Raw genomic sequence first — 19729 nt, 5'->3', positions numbered from 1 at the left:
CCGAGCGTAGGAATTTTTTACTATTTAATTATAATTTTGTTGGCGAGGGAACGCCATAAAAAAAGCCCAACTGAAGTTGAGCTTTTAAATATAGATGAAAGGGTAATAATTTACTCGGCTAAATATGCAACCGTTTTGGCATCGCCATCTACAGTTACTTTAGTCAAGTTATATTTTGCTAAATTCTTCATTGATTTGTCCCATTTTTTACCGCTCAAAGCAGCTTGAGACTTTAATTCATTTAAATCAATGTTTTCGTTAGCTTTTAAGATTTCAATAATTTTAGTTTCTTCTTCTGTCAATTCGTAGGCTGGTGCAGCTTTTTCTGGACGCATTTGAGGGAAGAATAAAACTTCTTGAATAGATGGATTGTTTGTTAAGAACATAATCAAACGGTCCATACCGATTCCTAAACCACCTGTAGGCGGCATTCCGAATTCTAAAGCACGTAAGAAATCTTCGTCAATAAATTCTCCTGCTTCGTCGTCACCTTTTGCAGATAATTTTAATTGTTCTTCGAAACGTTCACGTTGATCGATTGGATCATTTAATTCTGAATATGAGTTTGCGATTTCTTTTCCACAAACCATTAATTCGAAACGTTCAGTTAATTCAGGATTATCGCGGTGTTGTTTTGTCAATGGCGACATTTCTTTTGGATAATCGGTAATGAAAGTTGGTTGAATGTAATTTCCTTCACATTTTTCACCGAAAATTTCATCAATTAGTTTTCCTTTACCCATTGTATCATCAACCTCGATTCCCATACTTTTTGCTGCTTCAAATAATTCAGCTTCAGATTTACCATCGATGTCAAAACCTGTAAAATCCATAATTGCTTGACGCATTGTTACTCGTTTGTAAGGCGCTTTAAAATTGATTTTATGTTCTCCAAAAGTAGCTTCAGAAGTTCCATTGACGGCGATAGCACAGTGCTCTAATAGTTGTTCTGTGAAATCCATCATCCAGTTGTAATCTTTGTAAGCAACATAAATTTCCATTGCTGTAAATTCTGGATTGTGTGTACGGTCCATTCCTTCGTTACGGAAGTTTTTAGAAAATTCGTAAACACCATCAAAACCACCAACGATTAATCTTTTTAAGTATAATTCGTTTGCGATTCTTAAATATAATGGAATATCTAATGCGTTATGATGTGTAATAAACGGACGAGCTGCTGCACCTCCAGGAATTGATTGTAAGATAGGAGTTTCTACTTCCATGTATCCACGATCGTTGAAGAAATTGCGCATAGCGTTGAATAAACGTGTACGTTTTAAGAAAATTTCTTTGACATGAGGGTTTACAACCATATCCACGTAACGCATACGATAACGTAATTCTGGATCTGTAAAGGCATCAAATACGTGGCCTTCGTCGTCTGTTTTAACGATTGGTAATGGACGTAAAGTTTTTGATAACAATGTTAATTTTGTTACATGAACAGAAATTTCACCCACTTTAGTTTTGAATTCGTATCCTTCGATTCCAATGAAATCTCCTATGTCCATCAATTTCTTGAAAATAGTATTGTATTCGATTCCTTCTTCTGATGAAGAGATGTCATCTCTTGATACATACAGCTGAATACGACCTTCGCTATCTTGTAATTCTGCGAAAGATGCTTTTCCCATTACACGAACACTCATCAATCGTCCGGCAAGCTTGACTACCTTTCCTTCTTCGTACTTTTCCTTAATTTCTTTCGAATTAGAAGTTACCACGAATTCTTCGGCAGGGTAAGGCTCAACACCTAAGTCTCTTAATTGTTGTAGTTTTTCTCTACGAATAATTTCTTGTTCAGACAATTGCATAGTGAATATAATTTATATAAAATGAAAGCAAAATTATGAAAAATAATCCTGATTCACGTAGTTTTTATGATTTAATAAGGGTAAGAAATATCAGTATTGATGCATGTTTTAGTTGACAAGCTCAAAACGACGCTCTAAGGTATAATCTGTATCTTGGAATTTTACTTTTTTGGTTTCGATACTGTACGAAAGCCAACCATTATCCTTGATACGCGACGTCATTTTAACGTAATATTTGATATCGTCTTTTAATCGATCTTCTGATGGTTGCTCAGTTCCTAATTTTGTAGCCAATTCTTTTAGATAGGTGTACCAAGAATTTGCAAGCCATTCTTTGTCTGCTTCCTGAAAACTCGACATAATGTAATTTGTTTGAGAAATTCCAATTTCATTTAACTTTAATTCCGTAGAAGCTGGAGTAGGAGAAGCGCTAAATAAATTGTCCATGTACGATTGATACACAAAAGGAGCACTCTCTAAAGTAAAAGTACTCTTTCCATAAAAATGATGAAATTGACGAATATCTTTATCAAATAATTTGACGATGTTTTCATCGGTCGAATAATATTGTAAATTCTTTTTAATAATCGCTATTGCAGATGGATTATCCAAGTATTTATTTTCTAAATCTTCAGCAGATAAGATTAATTCTTTTAACGTTTTATCAAGATTTGTAAACTCTAAAAATCTTCCGTCTTGATCTATTTTAAATGAAATAGAAACATTATTAACCAACGAAAAAGGATTGTTTAAATAGGATTTAGAATTGAATTGTACATTTCTAAAATTCCATTTTACAATTGTTTCATTTTGATAAATATTCTCAACTTGAACAATAACGTTATAAGTATATTGTTCTTGATGCGCAATGGTATCATCTTCCAATTTCACTTCGCTTGCTGTTACATTGTATCTTTTTTCATCACCTACATTCCAATAAGTTTTCGGAAAAATGACTGTTTCTTCTGTTTTATCAGAAATCGAATCATTTATTATCGGTGAAATACTATCTTGAACAGGATTCTGAGCGAAAATTTTTATCGAAAAAAATAGAAAAAACAGATAATATGTAAAATTAATTTTCATTAAAAAGTATCAAGTCTAAGTCAAAAATAAACCAAATTATTTTAAAAGGTTCTTTAAATCACTAAAAAATAAAAGTTTAATCATTCAATAATTTAATGCTTAAGTGATTAACCGTTTTTTTAGCACCAATATTTAAACTGAATAAATATTCAGATTTTAAAAGAATAGAATTCAAGTTGTAGGTATTCTCATACTTTACTTTCAGTTCTACCGTTTCCGAATATTTTTTAATCTCTTTTTTTACTTGTTCTTGAGATAAATTCAATTTGGCATCATTTAGCATATAATACGCCATTTCTTCCCATAATTTTTCAAAATCATCCTTGCTCAAATTTTGGTCAGAAACAATGGTATAAGTCCCTTGCTCTTTGTTAAGATCCTTTAGATAAGTGTTGGTTGTTGATGAAATAGGGAAACCAAAAATATTTTCTTGGACAGATCTTCCTTCATAATTTTCGCCTAAACGAAAATATTGCCCATTGAAATAACTGAAAACATGCACTTCTTGTTCAAAAACGTAGGGTACATAGGTTTTTGATTTGATCATTTCTTCGATGTGTGCAATGTTAGCTTTATAATCTTCAGATTTTTTACGTTGTTTAGAAAGTCGATCTGTTATTTTAAGCAATTTTTCTTCAATCTGAGGAGTATTCAATAATTCTAAAAATTCACCAGAAGGATTTGTCGTAAATTGATATTCCAATCCTTCAGAATTATTGATGAAATCGCGGTAGAAATCATCAGGATCATTCGAATGATTTTTACCATTGATAAATGTGTACTTGTTGGCAAATTCATTTTTATCCATCAGTTCAACCGATTTGTATGATTGGTTGACAACTTTAGACACAGTATCATTTACAGAAATCGAGAAGTTACGATCTGTAAATGAATAGTTGTATACTTTATTTAGTTCTAAATTTGGTTTTACCTGAACAGATTTCTCTTCAAAATTTACCTGCCCAAAAATAGCAGGAGAATATAGTAAAATCAAGGTAAATAGACTTGTTTTCATTCTCTTCAATAGTTGTACAAATATAGAATGATTATTGAATATCTACGTTATTTATTGCACGAATCATTGTGTCGACAGGCTTAGTTTCTGAAATTTCTTTTTCCATCAAAGTACCACCTATTTCTTTCAGCTTTTTCACCTGAGGAATAAAGCGGTTTTCAAGCGATCCAATCGCTTTATTATAACTTTGTGTTGCCTGATTTAAATTATGACCAACTGTGGCTAAATGTTGAATTAAAACGTTTACACGATTGTATAATTCGATTCCAGCATCGCGCATTTGATATATATTTTCTGCAACATTTAATTGTTGCCAGCTAAACGCAATTGTACGAAGCATTGTAATCAAAGTAGTGGGTGTTGCAATAATTATTCTATTGTTTAGAGCATCCTCTATCAAAGTTCGCTCCAATTCTAAGGCTGCACCAAAAGAACTTTCAATTTGTAGATACATCACCACATAATCTGGTGCTTCGGTATATTGATTCCAATAGGCTTTAGAGCTTAAATTCTTTAGATGTTCGCGCACTGCTTTTGCATGTAGTTGCAAATGATGTTTCCTTTGGGTTTCATCTTCCGTTTCAAAAGCCATCATATACTGGTTCAATGGAACTTTAGAGTCCACGATTACTTTACGATTTCCTGGAAGATTAACAATTAAATCGGGACGAAGTAAACCATTTTCAGATTGTACAGAAGTTTGTTCTTCGAAATCGCAAAAAGATGACATGCCAGCAAATTCAACGACACGACGCAAACCTATTTCACCATATTTTCCTCTTGTGTGCGAAGTTTTAAGTGCAGAAACTAACGTGTTGGTTTCTTTTTGTAATTTATCCGTTGTGCCACGCATCGAATCTAAGAAAACTTTTATTTCTGAATATGCACCTTCACGTGCCTTTTCAATTTCAGAAATTTTTCCATCAAATTTATTTAAGCTTTCATTCAAAGGTTTGATCAAAGAATCAATGGCTTGTTGACGTTTTTCCAAATCATTCTTCGAATCAGAAAAGTGTTTGTCTAACGTCGTTTTTGCTAAATCAAGAAATTGTTCATTATTACTTCTCAAAACTTGAGCTGATAGTGCTTCGAATTGCTCTTTTAATCGTTCGTTTGTTTCAAGCATAAATGATTTCTGTTCTTCAACTGCTTTTATCGCTTCTTGATGACGGACGGTTAATTCCGTATTTTTTTCGCGTTCTTTTTGCCATTGATCCAAATTGAAATTGGCATCATCTTTTATTTCGATAAACTCACTTTTTAACGATTCATATTGTTTCTGAAGTTCTTGGTATTTTATTTCATTTCCAATTATGGCTGAATTTGCTTTAGATTTAGCATATAAAAAACTGATTACAGCACCAATGATAAAAAAAAGAAGGGCTGTTAAGATAATTGCGCTGTTCATGGATGATAAATTTAGAACAAAGGAACGATTTTATCCGACATAAGATGTCGTTAGTAGATTTTATTTAACTAAAAAAGACTTTCTAATTATAAAATAAGAAGCCTCTCGTTGCAAAACGAGAAGCTTCCTTTTGTGTAAAGAGAAGCTTCCTTTTGGGTATCGAGAAGCTTCTTGTTAGCTGATAAGAAGCTTCTTGTTTTTAATTATGTTATTTTATAGAATCGTTTGATACGTTTCGTAGATTATCTTTTGTCTCGAAGATGGAGTTTTTGATGATTTGAGAACTTTCATTTAGAATAGGTAAAATTTGACTTTCGTCTTTTGTTTCTTTAAAACCTAATTCTAAAATTGGATCTGCGTAATACAAAACACTTGCGGATAATAATAATGAAATAATTAATCCTAAAGCTGCTCCACCAAATCGATTTATGATTCCTAAACCAATTGCTTCGACGGTTTTTTGCGTGATACTTGAGGCTAACTTTATGGTGAAAAAAGCTAACGCAAAGGTGATTATTAAGGCAACTATTGAAGTTAAACTATCAGCGACGATATTGTAAGCATCGACATAAATTTCAATGATTTGATAAAATTTAAAACTTAACCAAATTGCGACAAAAAATCCGACTAAACCAATTAATTGTGAAATAAATCCTTTGAAAAATCCATTGATAAACCCCAAAGCTAATGCAATTAGGATGAGGATATCAAGTTGATTAAAATCTGACATTAAGCGTTTTGTAATTGATGCTTTTCAGCGATTTTTTTCAAGGTACCGATTAGAATATCAATCTCCTCTTTAGTTGTTTCATACGAATACGAAACACGTAAAGGCGTCATTTGATCGATTTCTTCTTCTGTATATAATGTTTGCATGACTAATGAAACTTTAGCTGCACCAGAACTGCATGCACTTCCTTGAGAAACTGCGATACCTGCCAATTCTAATTCGAAACCAATTAATGTGTCGTGAAATGGTAATTTGATGCTTAATAAAGCGTATAAACTTTTGTCTAAATCTTCAGAAAGTCCGTTAAAAGCGACACCTGGAATTGCTTTTTTTAATTGATCAATCGTATATTGTTTGATTTCTTTGATGTGTTTTACATGTGCTTCTAATTCATCTAAAGCCAAGTCTAATGATTTTGAAAGACCAACAATTCCGTATACATTTTCTGTTCCAGAACGTAAACCTCTTTCTTGTCCACCACCAGCAATCAATGGTTTGATATGTGATGCTTTTTTAGCATACAAGAACCCAGCACCTTTTGGACCATGAATTTTATGAGCAGAGCAAGAAGCGAAATCCATTCCCAAATCTTGAAAATCTAAATCATAATGACCAACAGTTTGTACTGTGTCGGTATGGAATAATGCATTATTTTCTTGACACATTTTAGAAATTGCTTTCACGTCTGTTAAGTTTCCAATTTCGTTGTTTGCATGCATTAAGGAAACCAATGTTTTTTTAGATTGATCTTTTAATACTTCTTCTAATTGAGCATAATCGATATTTCCGTCTTTTAAAATATTCAATTTAACGACTTCAATATTGGCTCTATTTTCAACGTCTTTTACGCTTTCTTGCACACATTTGTGCTCCATATCAGATGTAATGATTCGAGTAACGCCCAAATCATTAATACAAGAACGAATAATTGTGTTGTTAGATTCTGTTCCACAAGAAGTGAAATAAATTTCGGCAGGAGAAACGTTTAATCGTTGCGCAATATTTTTCCTTGACATTTCGATCAATGCTTTGGCTTCTCTACCAAAAACGTGAGTAGAAGATGGGTTACCAAAAATGTTTTTCATCACATGAGCCATTTCGTCTACTACTTCTGGACGAATTGCTGTTGTTGCTGCATTGTCTAAATATACTCTTTGCATTATCGATTATTTTACTGTATTAATTAATTATTGGGTTTTGATCAACAAATTTAAGTAAAATGAAACGATTGAAAAAGTAAATTGTTATTTAAAACGCATTAGATCCGAAGTTAAAAATCGCCATTCAGGCGTTAATAGAACGCCTTCTTTTGCCATATACCAAGGAGATATTAAATCATTGCTTGGATTCGTGATAATTTGTAAATCTTGGCTTGGATAATAGCTTTGCGCCAGAATAAAGAGTTTGTTTCCTAAGTTATCTTCAGCAAGATCCATCACGATAACAGCATGATTTTTTATACTTCCTTTTTGCAAGAAAACATCGCCTATTTGTAAATCTTTGAGGTTGATAGGCTTCATTAACTCAGACATGGTATTCGAATTGGTGTTTTCTAAGTAATATTGTAAATATTCAATGTATTTTGAATAAGAATGATCGCCATTTACATATTTTGAATAAGGAATTGGTTGAGTTGAAACTTTTGCCAATTTATCCATTTCAAGATATTTTTTGGAACGATAAAAATATTCCAAGCGCAAGCTCATAACTGCATTTGCATTAAACTGAACATTTTTTTTGGGTTGTTCTAAATCTAAAACTCCAACATAAATATTAGGATTAGGTTTTTTTTGACCGTCAAAAGTATAAACGGGGGTATTGCTATTTTTAAGCGAAATATTATTTAACCATTTTCCAAAGTTATTATAATTTTGATTTCTTAAGAAATTTGGAGGCGTATCAAAACGTTTAAAAATCTTCAATTCACGAGGATGAATGATACTATACTCTTCATTTTCTATTAATTCATTATTCGTAGAAGATTTTAGAATATGTGTATTACAAGAGGTGAAAAGAGTAAATATTAATATAAATGTAAAACTTAAAAATTTCATTGAAACAGAAAAAAAACGTACTATTCTTTGGTTAAGAGTTGAATTTGATCTCTCAACTCGGCTGCTTTTATAAAATCTAAATTTTTTGCAGCTTTTTCCATTTCCTTCTGCAATTTTTGTACCAACTTATCTTTATCTTCGGTTGAATAGTTTTCATTAATTTCCGCAGCTTGCTGAATCAAATGTTTTTGTTCGTATGGATTTTCTTCAAATTCTGCTGCCGCTAAACTTAGCTTTGTAATTTTTTTGTTTAGTGCTTGTGGAACTTTATTGTGTTCTTTGTTGTATTGCATTTGTATTTCACGACGACGATTAGTTTCGTCTATCGTTAATTGCATACTGTCTGTTATACGATCTGCGTACATAATCGCCAAACCGTTGATATTTCTCGCTGCACGACCAACTGTTTGTGTTAACGAACGATGACTTCTTAAGAACCCTTCTTTATCAGCATCTAATATTGCAACCAAAGAAACTTCGGGTAAATCTAAACCTTCTCTCAAAAGATTAACACCAACCAATACATCAAATAGTCCTGTACGCAAATCAGCCATAATTTGAACACGTTCTAAAGTGTCAACATCAGAGTGAATGTAGCGACAACGAACGCCGTATTTAGTTAAGTATTTCGTTAATTCTTCTGCCATTCGTTTGGTTAAAGTTGTCACCAAAACACGTTCGTCTAACTCAACACGTTTATTGATTTCTTCCATCAAATCATCTACTTGGTTTTGTGTAGGACGAATTTCGATAATTGGATCTAATAATCCTGTTGGACGAATGACTTGTTCTACAACAATTCCTTCTGATTTTTCTAACTCGTAATTTGCTGGCGTAGCCGAAACATAAATCACTTGATTTTGTAAAGCTTCAAATTCTTCAAATTTTAAAGGACGATTGTCCATTGCAGCTGGAAGTCTAAAACCATATTCGACCAAATTCTCTTTACGAGAACGGTCTCCTCCGTACATGGCATGAACTTGAGAAACTGTAACGTGAGATTCGTCGATGACCATCAAATAATCTTCAGGGAAATAATCTAACAAACAGAAGGGACGAGTTCCAGGTTCGCGACCATCTAAGTATCTTGAATAATTTTCTATTCCAGAACAGTATCCTAATTCTTTGATCATCTCCAAATCAAATTCTGTGCGTTCTTGCAGACGTTTAGCTTCGAGATGTTTTCCAATTTCTTTGTAATAATCAACTTGTTTTCCTAAATCAATTTGAATATCAGCAATAGCGCCATTTAAGGTATCTTTAGAAGTTACAAATAAATTAGCAGGATAAATATTAATTTTATCTAATTTGGTAGAAGTTTTACCTGTTTCAACATTAAAAACTGAAATTTCTTCGATCTCATCTCCAAAGAAATTAATTCGAATTCCGTCATCTGCGTAAGCTGGAAAAATATCTAACGTATCGCCTTTAATTCTGAAATTTCCGCGTTGAAAAAGTCCTTCAGTTCTCGAATATAATGCCTGAACCAATTTATGTAAAAAAGCTGTTCGGGAAATAATTTGTCCAGTTTCAATCTGAATTACATTTTTATGAAATTCTGTTGGATTTCCAATTCCATATAAACACGAAACCGAAGCGACTACTAAAATGTCACGACGACCAGAGAGTAGAGAAGAAGTTGTACTTAATCGTAACTTTTCGATTTCTTCGTTAATTGATAAATCCTTTTCGATATAGGTTCCTGAAGAAGGGATATAAGCTTCGGGTTGATAGTAATCGTAATAGGATACAAAATATTCGACTGCGTTATTCGGAAAAAACTCTTTGAATTCCATGTACAATTGAGCTGCTAACGTTTTGTTATGCGCTAAAACCAAGGTAGGGCGTTGAACATTTTGTACAACATTGGCAATCGTAAATGTTTTACCAGAACCAGTGACACCTAAAAGTGTTTGATAACGATCATGACTAAGAATACCTCTTGATAATTCTTCGATAGCTTTTGGTTGATCACCTGTAGGCTTGAATTCAGAATTTAATTGAAATTGCATTCTACAAATTTACAAATAATTCAGTTAAAAATGAGTGTTGAGAAATGTTGGTTTTAAAAGAAGAAACGGATAAAAAAATAAAAAGGCGACTTTAAGTCACCTTTTCATCAAAACCACAAAAAAATGAGAAAACTGTTTACTTAGTAAACAAACTTCCTTCCATTATTACAAGCTATTGCCCGCTATAACCATTGCAAATATAGGTCGGTTTTTTGTGCGTGCACAATAAATGATAATACTTTGTTTTATTGGTGTCGATAAAAGATATCTATAATAATGTTAAAACGTCTGATTACAACGTTTTCGTAAAATCAAATACATTTAGTAGTGTCAATTTTACACTAGCGAATTTTCGCTAAATTCCATAAGTTTTCTAATTCAGAAATCGTCAAATCGGCAATGTTTTGATTATTTTCTTTTGCGATTTCTTCTAACTTTTGAAAACGACGGATAAATTTTTTGTTCGATCGTTCTAATGCATCTTCTGAATTAATTCCATTGAATCGTCCATAATTAATTAAAGAAAATAAAATATCGCCAAATTCCATCTCTTTATCCAAAGGATTTTCTTCGTTTTTAAATTCGTTAATTTCTTCTACAATTTTATCAAAAACTTGTTCAGAATTTTCAAATTCAAATCCAACACCTTTTACTTTGTCTTGAATTCGATAGGCTTTTACCATTGCTGGGAGAGAAGTAGGAACACCAGAAAGGACAGATTTGTTTCCTTCTTTTAATTTGATTTGTTCCCAATTTTGAAGTACTTTTTCTTCAGTATTTGCTTCTACATCCCCATAGATATGCGGATGACGATGAATTAATTTGTCACAAATACCATTTAAAACATCAGCTACGTCGAAGTTTTGTTGCTCTGATGCTATTTTAGAATAAAAAACCAGGTGAAGAAAAACATCACCTAGTTCTTTTTTTATTTCATCCGAATCTTTTTCGATAATGGCATCCGAAAGCTCATAAATTTCTTCTATAGATAACGTACGCAACGTTTCCATCGTTTGTTTACGATCCCATGGACACTTTTCACGTAATTTATCCATTATATCTAACAATCTTTCGAAAGCTCGTAATTGATTTTTACGTGTATTCATTTCTAATTATTCAGCGTCTTTATCTTTTTTAGCTGTTGATTTTTTAGCAGCTGTTTTTTTAGCTGGTTTTTCTTCAGCATCTTTTTTGTCAGCAGCCTTTTTTGCAGGTGCTTTCTTTTTTGGTTTTTCTTCTGCTACAACTTCTTCTGCAGGAGTTTCAACAACTGGAGCTTCTTGTGCTTGTTGAGCAGCCATTGCAGCTTCTACAGCAGCTAAGTCGATGTTTAATAATCCGTTTTTGTGTAAGATATTATACCATTGAAATAATTTTTTCAAATCAGAATCGTAAACTCTTGAATCGTCATATTCTGGTAAAACTTCTTCCATATATTTACGCAATTCTGTTCCAGAAGATTTGTGGTCGATTGTTTCTCCACCGTTTTCTTTCTTGTAAATTCTGAAGAAAACTTCTGCTAAAGGAAACTCTTGTGATACACCGTAAATTGCTACATTGTCTAATAAACTAACATTGTAGTTAGATGCGATTGAGATTTTTTTACCTTTTTCTAAATCTTCAACAACGAAACCTCCTCTTGTTTGAGAAATTAAACGGTATAATCCTGGTTTTCCTGAAATTGCGATAACTCTTGATAAATCCATATTCTATTATGTTTAAGGGTCTATGAAGGGAATTTCATTTTGTAACTCGTGTTTACTTTCCCTTTTGTTATATTTTTTAATTTATTACTTATTAATTTCTTTTTAAAGCTCGAAATATAGTCAATAAAAAGCTTTCCTTCCAAATGGTCGTATTCATGTTGAATAACACGAGCACGAATATCCGAAAAAGTTTCGGTATGTTTTACCCAATTTTCATCAAAAAATTCTAATGTTACCGATTCTGGACGTGTAACATCTTCATGGATGTGAGGAATACTCAAACATCCTTCTGTAAATGCCCATTCATCTCCTTCAGAACTGCTGATTTTTTTAGGATTGATGAAAACGCGTTTAAAATTTTTCAATTCTTCTTTTACATCATCATAATCTTCATCCTCTTCGAAAGGTGAACAATCAACGACAAATAAACGTATATTTTTTCCGATCTGCGGTGCTGCGATACCAACTCCATTCGAGTCGTACATTGTATCGAACATGTTTTCGATCAGTTCGTGTAGATTTTTATAATCTTGATCTATATCTTGTGAAACTTTACGTAAGACAGGATCTCCGTAAGCTACAACTGGTAATACCATTTTCTGATCTTTTTTTATTAATTTATCGGCAAAGATACGATTTGTTATAGTTTATGTGATAAAAATGATTGTAAAATTATTACAGCACTCACTTTATCTACCATACCCTTTTCTTGACGTTTTTTCTTTTTCATTCCACCTTCGAACATAGCTCGCGAAGCCATTTTAGAAGTAAACATCTCATTTTCACGATGAATTTTAATCAATGGAAATTGTGCTGAAAACTTTTTTAAAAAAGGTTGTATTTGATTTTCAATCTCATTTAATTCTCCTGAAAAGCGAACAGATAATCCAACGACAAGGTCAGAAACGTTTTCTTTCTCGATATATTGTTTCAAGAAATCCATCAATTTTGAGGTTTCAATGGTATCCAAAGGCGAAGCTATAATTTGCAATTCATCGGTTACGGCAACGCCTGTTCTTTTTCCTCCGTAATCTAACGCTAATATTCTTGACATTTGGCAAATTTATAAAAACGATTCAATAATAAATAATCTCTATGAAATCCCTTGATTATAATTTTTATATTTGTGGCTATTATTAATAAAGATGGAGAATTTAAAACAAATCATAGAGAAAGCTTGGGACAATAGAGAATTGTTACAAGAAGATGCAACACAAGCAGCAATTAGAGAGGTAATTGAGTTGATTGATAATGGACAATTGCGTTGTGCAGAACCAGTAGCAGATGGTTGGCAAGTAAATGAATGGGTGAAAAAAGCAGTTGTTATGTATTTCCCTATTCAAAAAATGGAAACGTTAGAAGCAGGAATTTTTGAATACCATGATAAAATGGAATTGAAACGTAACTATGCTGAAAAAGGAATTCGTGTTGTGCCAAATGCTGTTGCTCGCTATGGTGCGTATATTTCTTCTGGAGTTATTTTAATGCCTTCTTATGTAAATATTGGAGCGTATGTTGACGAAGGAACAATGGTGGATACATGGGCAACTGTAGGTTCTTGTGCACAAATTGGTAAAAATGTACACTTATCTGGTGGTGTTGGTATTGGAGGTGTTTTAGAGCCATTGCAAGCCGCTCCTGTAATTATCGAAGATAATGCATTTATCGGTTCTCGTTGTATAGTCGTAGAAGGTGTACATGTTGGGAAAGAAGCGGTTTTAGGTGCAAATGTAGTGTTAACTGCATCTACAAAAATTATTGATGTTACAGGTGATCAGCCAGTAGAAATGAAAGGATTTGTTCCTGCACGTTCTGTGGTTATTCCTGGTTCTTACACGAAAAAATTTGCTGCAGGCGAATACCAAGTTCCTTGTGCATTAATCATCGGACAACGTAAAGAATCTACGGATAAAAAGACTTCTCTAAATGATGCTTTACGTGAGCACAATGTAGCAGTATAATTTAAAAGCAATTTTTTAAAAAAAATAGCAATCCTCATCAGTTTGATGAGGATTTTTTTATTTCAATCAAACATTATTTAGTAGTTTTGCTGTATAACTATGTTTTATGAAAGTTTTGATTATCCAACACAAAATGATTGGCGATGTTTTAATCACTTCATTGTTGTGCGAAAATATCAAAAAAGCTTATCCACACGCAACTATTGATTATTTAATTAACAGTAACACATTACCAGTTTTAGAAAACAATCCTTACATCGATCATAAAATTATTTTTGACGAGAAAGAAAACAAAGGATTAAAGAAATTGATTCGATTTTCTAAAAAAATTAATCAAAATAAATATGACGTTGTCATAGACGCTTATTCAAAACTACAAAGTTGGATAAATGTGTTCATTAACAACGCACCCAAAAAAATATCCTACAAAAAACCAGGTCGAACATTTTTGTATACCGATAATGTAGTCAAACACAACGAACCAAAATCATATCTTGGTTTGGCAATAGAACATCGTTTGTCATTGTTAAAACCTCTTGGTATTGAAACTCCTTTGGCTACGGCACCAACGTTGTACTTAACAGAAGCAGAAATTCAGAACGCGAAATCATTGTTCCTAAAACATGGAGTAGATTCTTCTCGAAAAACAATGATGATTAGTTTGCTTGGCTCTGATCCTTCCAAAACCTTTCCATTGAATAAAATGGCAAAAATGGTTGATTTTATTGGTCAACATTTCAATGTTAATCTATTATTCAATTATTTTCCAAAACAAATAGATCAAGCCAAAGAAGTTTATAATCAATTGTCTAAAGAAACACAATCAAAAGTTTATTTTGAACTATTGGGTAATGATTTGCGCGAGTTTATTGCGATTACAAATCAATGTGATTTGATTGTAGGAAATGATGGAGGTGCCATAAACATGACAAAAGCGGTAGGAAAAAAATCATTTATTATTTTTTCTCCTTGGATTGATAAAAATGTATGGGCAACTTTTGAAGATGGAATAAATCATACAAGTGTTCATCTGAAAGATTATTTTCCCGAAAAGTTTGCAGATCTAAATAACCGAAGAATAAAAAAACGAGTTGATGAATTCTATTCATTCTTTGATTTTGAATTGTTTAAAGACAAATTACAAAAATTTCTTGATCAGAATGAAATTGAACGACAATTTAAATCAGATAAAAGCGTTGAATTAGAAACTCAAAAAGATTATTCTATAGAATCAATGTCTACTAAAATTACAGCTTTACTAATAACTTATAATGAAGAGAAAAACATCCAACGATATTTAAATCATGTTGGACAATATGCTGATGAAATAATTATAGTAGATTCTTATAGCACTGATAAAACAGAGGAAATAGCGTTGCAAAATCCTAAAGTAAAATTTGTAAAACGTAAGTTTGATAATTTTACGAGTCAACGAAACTATTCCATTTCACTGGCAAATAACGAATGGGTTACCTTTTTTGATGCCGACGAAGGGATTCCTTCAGAATTGATAAAAGAGATGGTTTCTACTATTAAAAATCAGCCAAAATTTGATGCGTATTATGTTTATAGAAAATTCTTTTTTAGAAATAAACACATCAAATATTCTGGAATGCAAAATGATAAAGTGATACGCTTATTCAGAAAGTCGAAATCGCAGTACAAATCTGAGCGCATGGTACATGAAATAATTGAATGTCAAGGAAATGTTGGTTGTTTTAAGAATAAATTGGATCATTTTACTTATGATAATGAAAAGGAATATCTTGTTAAATTAAATAGCTATTCAAGATTAAGAGCGCAAGAATTAAGAAAAAAAGAACTCAAACCTAATTTTTTTCATTACAAAATAAAACCAGCTTATCGTTTTTTTAATTATTTCGTGATGAGATTTGGTTTTTTAGATGGAAAAGATGGTTATACAATTGCAAAACTACACGCAATTTCTGTTGCGAATCGATACAAATATTTAGACGAAATTTATAGAAATGAGAAGCTATAAAGCGTAGTTCAGCAAAGAAGTTGAAGATTTTATTATACATTTGCGATAGATTATAAAATAACACAATGAAAGCATATGTTTTTCCAGGACAAGGTGCTCAATTCTCTGGAATGGGTAAAGACTTGTACGAAAATTCTGAAATAGCAAAAGAATTATTTGACCAAGCAAACGAAATCTTAGGATTTGATATAAAAATGATCATGTTCGAAGGTTCTGCTGAAGATCTAAAACAAACAAAAGTTACTCAACCAGCAGTATTTTTACATTCTGTAATTTTAGCAAAAACCTTAGCTGATTTTAAACCAGAAATGGTTGCAGGTCATTCTTTAGGTGAAATTTCTGCATTAGTTGCTAATGAAACCTTAGATTTTGAATCGGGATTAAAATTAGTGTACAAACGTGCATTAGCCATGCAAGATGCTTGTGAAGCAAATCCTTCTACAATGGCTGCAATTTTAGGTTTAGAAGATAAAATTGTCGAAGATACTTGTAAAGAAATCGAAGGAGTAGTGGTAGCAGCAAATTACAATTGTCCAGGTCAATTAGTGATTTCTGGAGAGATTGAAGCAGTTAATTTAGCTTGTGAAAAATTAAAAGAATTAGGTGCTAAGCGTGCTTTGGTTTTACCTGTTGGTGGAGCTTTTCATTCACCTTTAATGAAATCTGCAGAAGAAGAATTAGCAAAGGCAATTGAGGAAACGACATTCAATACGCCTATTTGTCCAGTTTATCAAAATGTGACAACAACAGCAATTACCGATCCAGCAGCAATTAAGAAAAATTTAATTGCTCAATTAACGGCTCCTGTAAAATGGACTCAATCTGTTCAACAAATGATAGCTGACGGTGCAACTGAGTTTATTGAGGTAGGACCAGGTAACACTTTACAAGGTTTAGTGAAGAAAATTAATAGAGAGGTGTCAACTTCTTCTGCACAAATCTAATAAAAATGAAAACATACCGTTCCAATGGAAAATTATTCCTTATCGGGGAATATATTGTAATAGATGGAGCGAAAGCATTTGCATTGCCCACAAAATATGGGCAATGTTTGTTTGTAGAAGATTCGGCTAAAAATACAAATACGATAAGTTGGAAAGCAACTAAATACGATGACTCGTTATGGTTTGAAGCTGAATTGAGTTTAGATCACTTAGATATTATTTCTTCAACAAATGATCAATTAAGTCAATCTTTGCAAACAATTCTCAAGCAAGCGCAAACATTAAATTCTGATTTTTTTAATTCTAATAAAAGTTATCAATGTTTAACAAAGTTAGAATATCCGCAAGAATGGGGTTTAGGAAGTAGCTCTACTTTAATCGATTTAATTAGTCAATGGATAGATGTTAATCCGTTCGAATTGAATAAGTTGACTTTCAATACAAGTGGTTATGATATCGCTTGTGCACATCATAATAAACCAATTTTATTTCATAATAAACCCCGAATAGAGGTGGAAGAATTGGAGCTGAATTGGAATTTTAAAGATAAATTATATTTTGTTTATCTAAATCAAAAACAAGATACACAGGCGGTTGTAGGAAACCATTACAAGAATAAACCAAAAGACTGGCAAATGATTAATGAGCTTTCTGATTTGGTTGTTCAGGCGACAAAGGTTGATAATTTAACAGATTTAGAATCTATTATGGTTGAATATCAAGATCGATTAGGTGCTTTTATGCAAATTCCAAAAGCGAAAGAATTGTATTTCTCGGACTACGAAGGAAGCGTAAAAAGTCTTGGAGCTTGGGGGGGCGATTTTGTTTTGGTTACTTATAGAGAAGGGATGAAAGAGTATTTTAAAGAAAAAGGATATGACACGATTATTCCATTTTCTGAAATGATTCAGAATTCTTAAAATTATTTTTTTAATATTTCTAAAATACAGTATAAAAATAAAGGAGAAATTAAATTATTTCTCCTTTATTATTTATTTAACTTAAACAGTTTTTAGCGAAGTTTAATGTCGCCACCATCTGCCATTAAGGTCTGTCCAGTCATATATTTGCTGTCTTCACTAAGTAAAAAAGCCACGATTGGAGCAACATCACTTTGAGGATCACCAAAACGTCCTAAAGGAATTTTTTCTACTACGTGATTATAATCTTCAGGGAAGTTCTCTTTCCATTTCTCAACTCCAGCTGTTAAGGCAAGAGGACAAACTACATTGACACGAATATTATCAGCAGCCCATTCATTTGCTGCAACACGACTTAACCCTCGAATAGCTTCTTTTGCAGCTGCATAACTTGCTTGAAATCTACTTCCTTGCAAAGCGGCACCAGAACCAAAATTAACGATAGCACCTTCTGATTTCTTTAATTCGTTGTAGGCAGCTTTCATAAAATTAAGTGTGGCTCTAAAACCTGTATCAAACGAAATTGACCAATCATCTTCAGTAAGTTCCATCAATGGTTTTTGTCTCGAAACATGGGCATTATTCACTAAACCCGTAAGTTTACCAAATTTAGTTAAAGCTAATTCAACAGCTTCCTGTGCAACAGCTTCTTGAGAAACATCACCTTTCAAGAAAATCACCTTTCCTTCGTTTTTCTTTTCAATCGCTAACCCAGCTTCTTCATTAACATCAACTGCGATAACAGATGCACCTCTTTTTACAAGTTCACTGGTAATTCCACCACCAATGCCAGCAGCACCACCTGTTACAATAATTATTTGATTGTTTAAATTGTCCATAATTCTTGATTTTTTATTATTTAAATAGTTAAGAGCTTTTAGTAAATTTAAGAAAAAAATACAGTATAATATAACTCGTGGGGAAATGTTACTTATTTTTAATTATATAGTAATCATATAAAATACTGCTTGTGTAGCTTAAAACTAAACTTCGATAACTTTATTAGGAATAAAAAAAAAACTTCGGTGAGCCTGTCCTGAGTTTATGGAAGGGTTCAACAAGCTTTACTTCAATGCATTTTAATATATCTTTTGTCTTCCAGACATGACGAAAGCTTAGTTATTAGCTGATGTTATTCTGTAAATTTTGATTTAAGTGTTTTTTGTTATAAAAATGAAGGACAGAAGTGGACAAAACCTGACCAAAAAAGATGAACAAGATTATATTTTTTATCTGTATTATTTGCCTATTAAGGCTTTTAATTTCTTTTTTCGAGCTTGTTTTCGATGAAATTTAAATTGAAACTCTTCCGTTTTGCTCCACATCGCATTTATTACCTTCTGTTCTGGTTTATGAACGAGTATTGCATATTCTTTCGCCATTATTTCAACCATTTCTTTGTGTGGTGTAAGGCGAGAAAAGTTTTTCATTCTTGTTTCAAAATTCATTGAATCATGAAAATTCATTCGATTCAAATCAACTAAATAAAATTCGTATTGATTATCTCCGATTTGTTTAATTAATGTATTTCCAGGCGAATGATCCAAAAATTCAATTCCAGCTTCGTGTAATTTGAACGTAAAACGAGTAAATTGTTTTAGAATTTCTGTTCTATTTGGCCATTTTTCGTCATGTACCAATTCGCGATAAGTTAAATCCGCATCAACTAATTCACAAAAATAATAACTTTCTCTAAAACTAAGTGTTGATGTATTCTCAATAAACGCAATTGGGTAGGGCGTCAAAAAACCTAAATCGATTAATTTATTCGCATAGTCGTACGAACGTTTTGCTTTTGATTCTCTAAAAAAACGATAGACAAATTTGTTGACAATATTCGGAATTTTGAAAGATTTTATAGTGGCAATTTTTCCCGATTCTAATCTGGTTTTTTTGATAGAATTTCGTGTTCCTTTTGCAATATAATCATCAATCAAATCATAACTGTTTATAATAGATTTGATTTCTTTTGATGTGGTTTGATAATTATTATTTACGACAATTTTTTGTGTCATTTTATAAAATCTTGTAATTAATATAGAATAAAACTATATTTCATTTTAATCTGTCAAAGATA

18 protein-coding genes are annotated in these 19729 nt (G+C 32.2%); 4 read left to right on the top strand and 14 right to left on the bottom strand.

Annotated elements, in window-relative coordinates; all coding sequences use genetic code 11:
- Positions 1–110 precede the first annotated feature (110 nt).
- The 12 genes from lysS to ruvX all read right to left on the bottom strand — a co-directional run bounded on the left by lysS (position 111) and on the right by ruvX (position 12879).
- The gene (lysS, locus tag Q0616_RS02920; RefSeq protein WP_298774956.1) at positions 111–1814 is read right to left on the bottom strand and encodes a lysine--tRNA ligase; all 1704 of its coding nucleotides are present in this window, start codon (positions 1812–1814) and stop codon (positions 111–113) included.
- Between the two features lie 108 nt (positions 1815–1922).
- Positions 1923–2900, bottom strand: a complete 978-nt coding sequence (locus Q0616_RS02915; protein ID WP_188319014.1) for a hypothetical protein — start codon at positions 2898–2900, stop codon at positions 1923–1925.
- Between the two features lie 76 nt (positions 2901–2976).
- Positions 2977–3915, bottom strand: a complete 939-nt coding sequence (locus tag Q0616_RS02910) for a hypothetical protein (protein ID WP_171623301.1) — start codon at positions 3913–3915, stop codon at positions 2977–2979.
- 31 nt (positions 3916–3946) lie between these two features.
- Positions 3947–5323 (bottom strand): DNA recombination protein RmuC, encoded by a 1377-nt coding sequence (gene rmuC, locus Q0616_RS02905; protein WP_225540311.1) that lies wholly within the window; start codon positions 5321–5323, stop codon positions 3947–3949.
- A 208-nt stretch (positions 5324–5531) separates the two neighbouring features.
- Positions 5532–6053 carry a CvpA family protein gene (locus Q0616_RS02900; RefSeq protein ID WP_260542517.1) on the bottom strand — a complete coding sequence of 174 codons (522 nt, stop codon included), beginning with the start codon at positions 6051–6053 and terminating at the stop codon, positions 5532–5534.
- The gene (locus Q0616_RS02895) at positions 6053–7213 is read right to left on the bottom strand and encodes a cysteine desulfurase family protein (protein WP_298774950.1); all 1161 of its coding nucleotides are present in this window, start codon (positions 7211–7213) and stop codon (positions 6053–6055) included. The genes Q0616_RS02900 and Q0616_RS02895 overlap by 1 nt, the downstream gene beginning before the upstream one ends.
- Positions 7214–7297: 84 nt before the next feature.
- Positions 7298–8107 carry a DUF4846 domain-containing protein gene (locus tag Q0616_RS02890; RefSeq protein WP_298774948.1) on the bottom strand — a complete coding sequence of 270 codons (810 nt, stop codon included), beginning with the start codon at positions 8105–8107 and terminating at the stop codon, positions 7298–7300.
- Between the two features lie 20 nt (positions 8108–8127).
- Positions 8128–10119 (bottom strand): excinuclease ABC subunit UvrB, encoded by a 1992-nt coding sequence (gene uvrB, locus Q0616_RS02885; protein ID WP_298774946.1) that lies wholly within the window; start codon positions 10117–10119, stop codon positions 8128–8130.
- Between the two features lie 341 nt (positions 10120–10460).
- Positions 10461–11225 carry a nucleoside triphosphate pyrophosphohydrolase gene (gene mazG / locus Q0616_RS02880; RefSeq protein ID WP_298774944.1) on the bottom strand — a complete coding sequence of 255 codons (765 nt, stop codon included), beginning with the start codon at positions 11223–11225 and terminating at the stop codon, positions 10461–10463.
- 6 nt (positions 11226–11231) lie between these two features.
- Complete coding sequence (locus tag Q0616_RS02875) at positions 11232–11825, bottom strand: DUF5606 domain-containing protein (protein ID WP_171623308.1); 594 nt, start codon at positions 11823–11825, stop codon at positions 11232–11234.
- 20 nt (positions 11826–11845) lie between these two features.
- A complete protein-coding gene (def, locus tag Q0616_RS02870) occupies positions 11846–12421 on the bottom strand; it encodes a peptide deformylase (protein ID WP_171623309.1) in 576 nt (191 codons plus the stop codon).
- 44 nt (positions 12422–12465) lie between these two features.
- Positions 12466–12879, bottom strand: a complete 414-nt coding sequence (gene ruvX, locus Q0616_RS02865; protein WP_171623310.1) for a Holliday junction resolvase RuvX — start codon at positions 12877–12879, stop codon at positions 12466–12468.
- Positions 12880–12970: 91 nt separating this feature from the next.
- Between ruvX and Q0616_RS02860 the strand changes: the two genes are divergently transcribed.
- From Q0616_RS02860 to Q0616_RS02845, 4 genes are all read left to right on the top strand, one after another.
- Complete coding sequence (locus tag Q0616_RS02860; protein ID WP_171623311.1) at positions 12971–13786, top strand: 2,3,4,5-tetrahydropyridine-2,6-dicarboxylate N-succinyltransferase; 816 nt, start codon at positions 12971–12973, stop codon at positions 13784–13786.
- Between the two features lie 106 nt (positions 13787–13892).
- Complete coding sequence (locus Q0616_RS02855) at positions 13893–15788, top strand: glycosyltransferase (RefSeq protein ID WP_298774938.1); 1896 nt, start codon at positions 13893–13895, stop codon at positions 15786–15788.
- Positions 15789–15853: 65 nt separating this feature from the next.
- Positions 15854–16732: an ACP S-malonyltransferase gene (fabD, locus tag Q0616_RS02850; protein WP_171623313.1), complete on the top strand. Its 879-nt coding sequence runs from the start codon at positions 15854–15856 to the stop codon at positions 16730–16732.
- A gap of 5 nt (positions 16733–16737) precedes the next feature.
- The gene (locus Q0616_RS02845) at positions 16738–17652 is read left to right on the top strand and encodes a GYDIA family GHMP kinase (RefSeq protein WP_225541827.1); all 915 of its coding nucleotides are present in this window, start codon (positions 16738–16740) and stop codon (positions 17650–17652) included.
- Between the two features lie 92 nt (positions 17653–17744).
- Here Q0616_RS02845 and Q0616_RS02840 read toward each other — a convergent pair whose 3' ends face one another.
- Together Q0616_RS02840 and Q0616_RS02835 are read right to left on the bottom strand one after the other, a co-directional pair.
- Positions 17745–18491, bottom strand: coding sequence for an SDR family NAD(P)-dependent oxidoreductase (locus Q0616_RS02840; RefSeq protein WP_171623315.1), 747 nt, complete (start codon positions 18489–18491; stop codon positions 17745–17747).
- 399 nt (positions 18492–18890) lie between these two features.
- Complete coding sequence (locus tag Q0616_RS02835) at positions 18891–19667, bottom strand: lipopolysaccharide kinase InaA family protein (protein ID WP_188319010.1); 777 nt, start codon at positions 19665–19667, stop codon at positions 18891–18893.
- Between the last annotated feature and the right edge of the window lie 62 nt (positions 19668–19729).

It is taken from the genome of uncultured Empedobacter sp., assembly GCF_937930195.1.
Taxonomy (GTDB): domain Bacteria; phylum Bacteroidota; class Bacteroidia; order Flavobacteriales; family Weeksellaceae; genus Empedobacter; species Empedobacter stercoris.
Note: the sequence above shows the minus strand (reverse complement) of the source record. Positions and strands in the feature narration are given on the sequence as shown.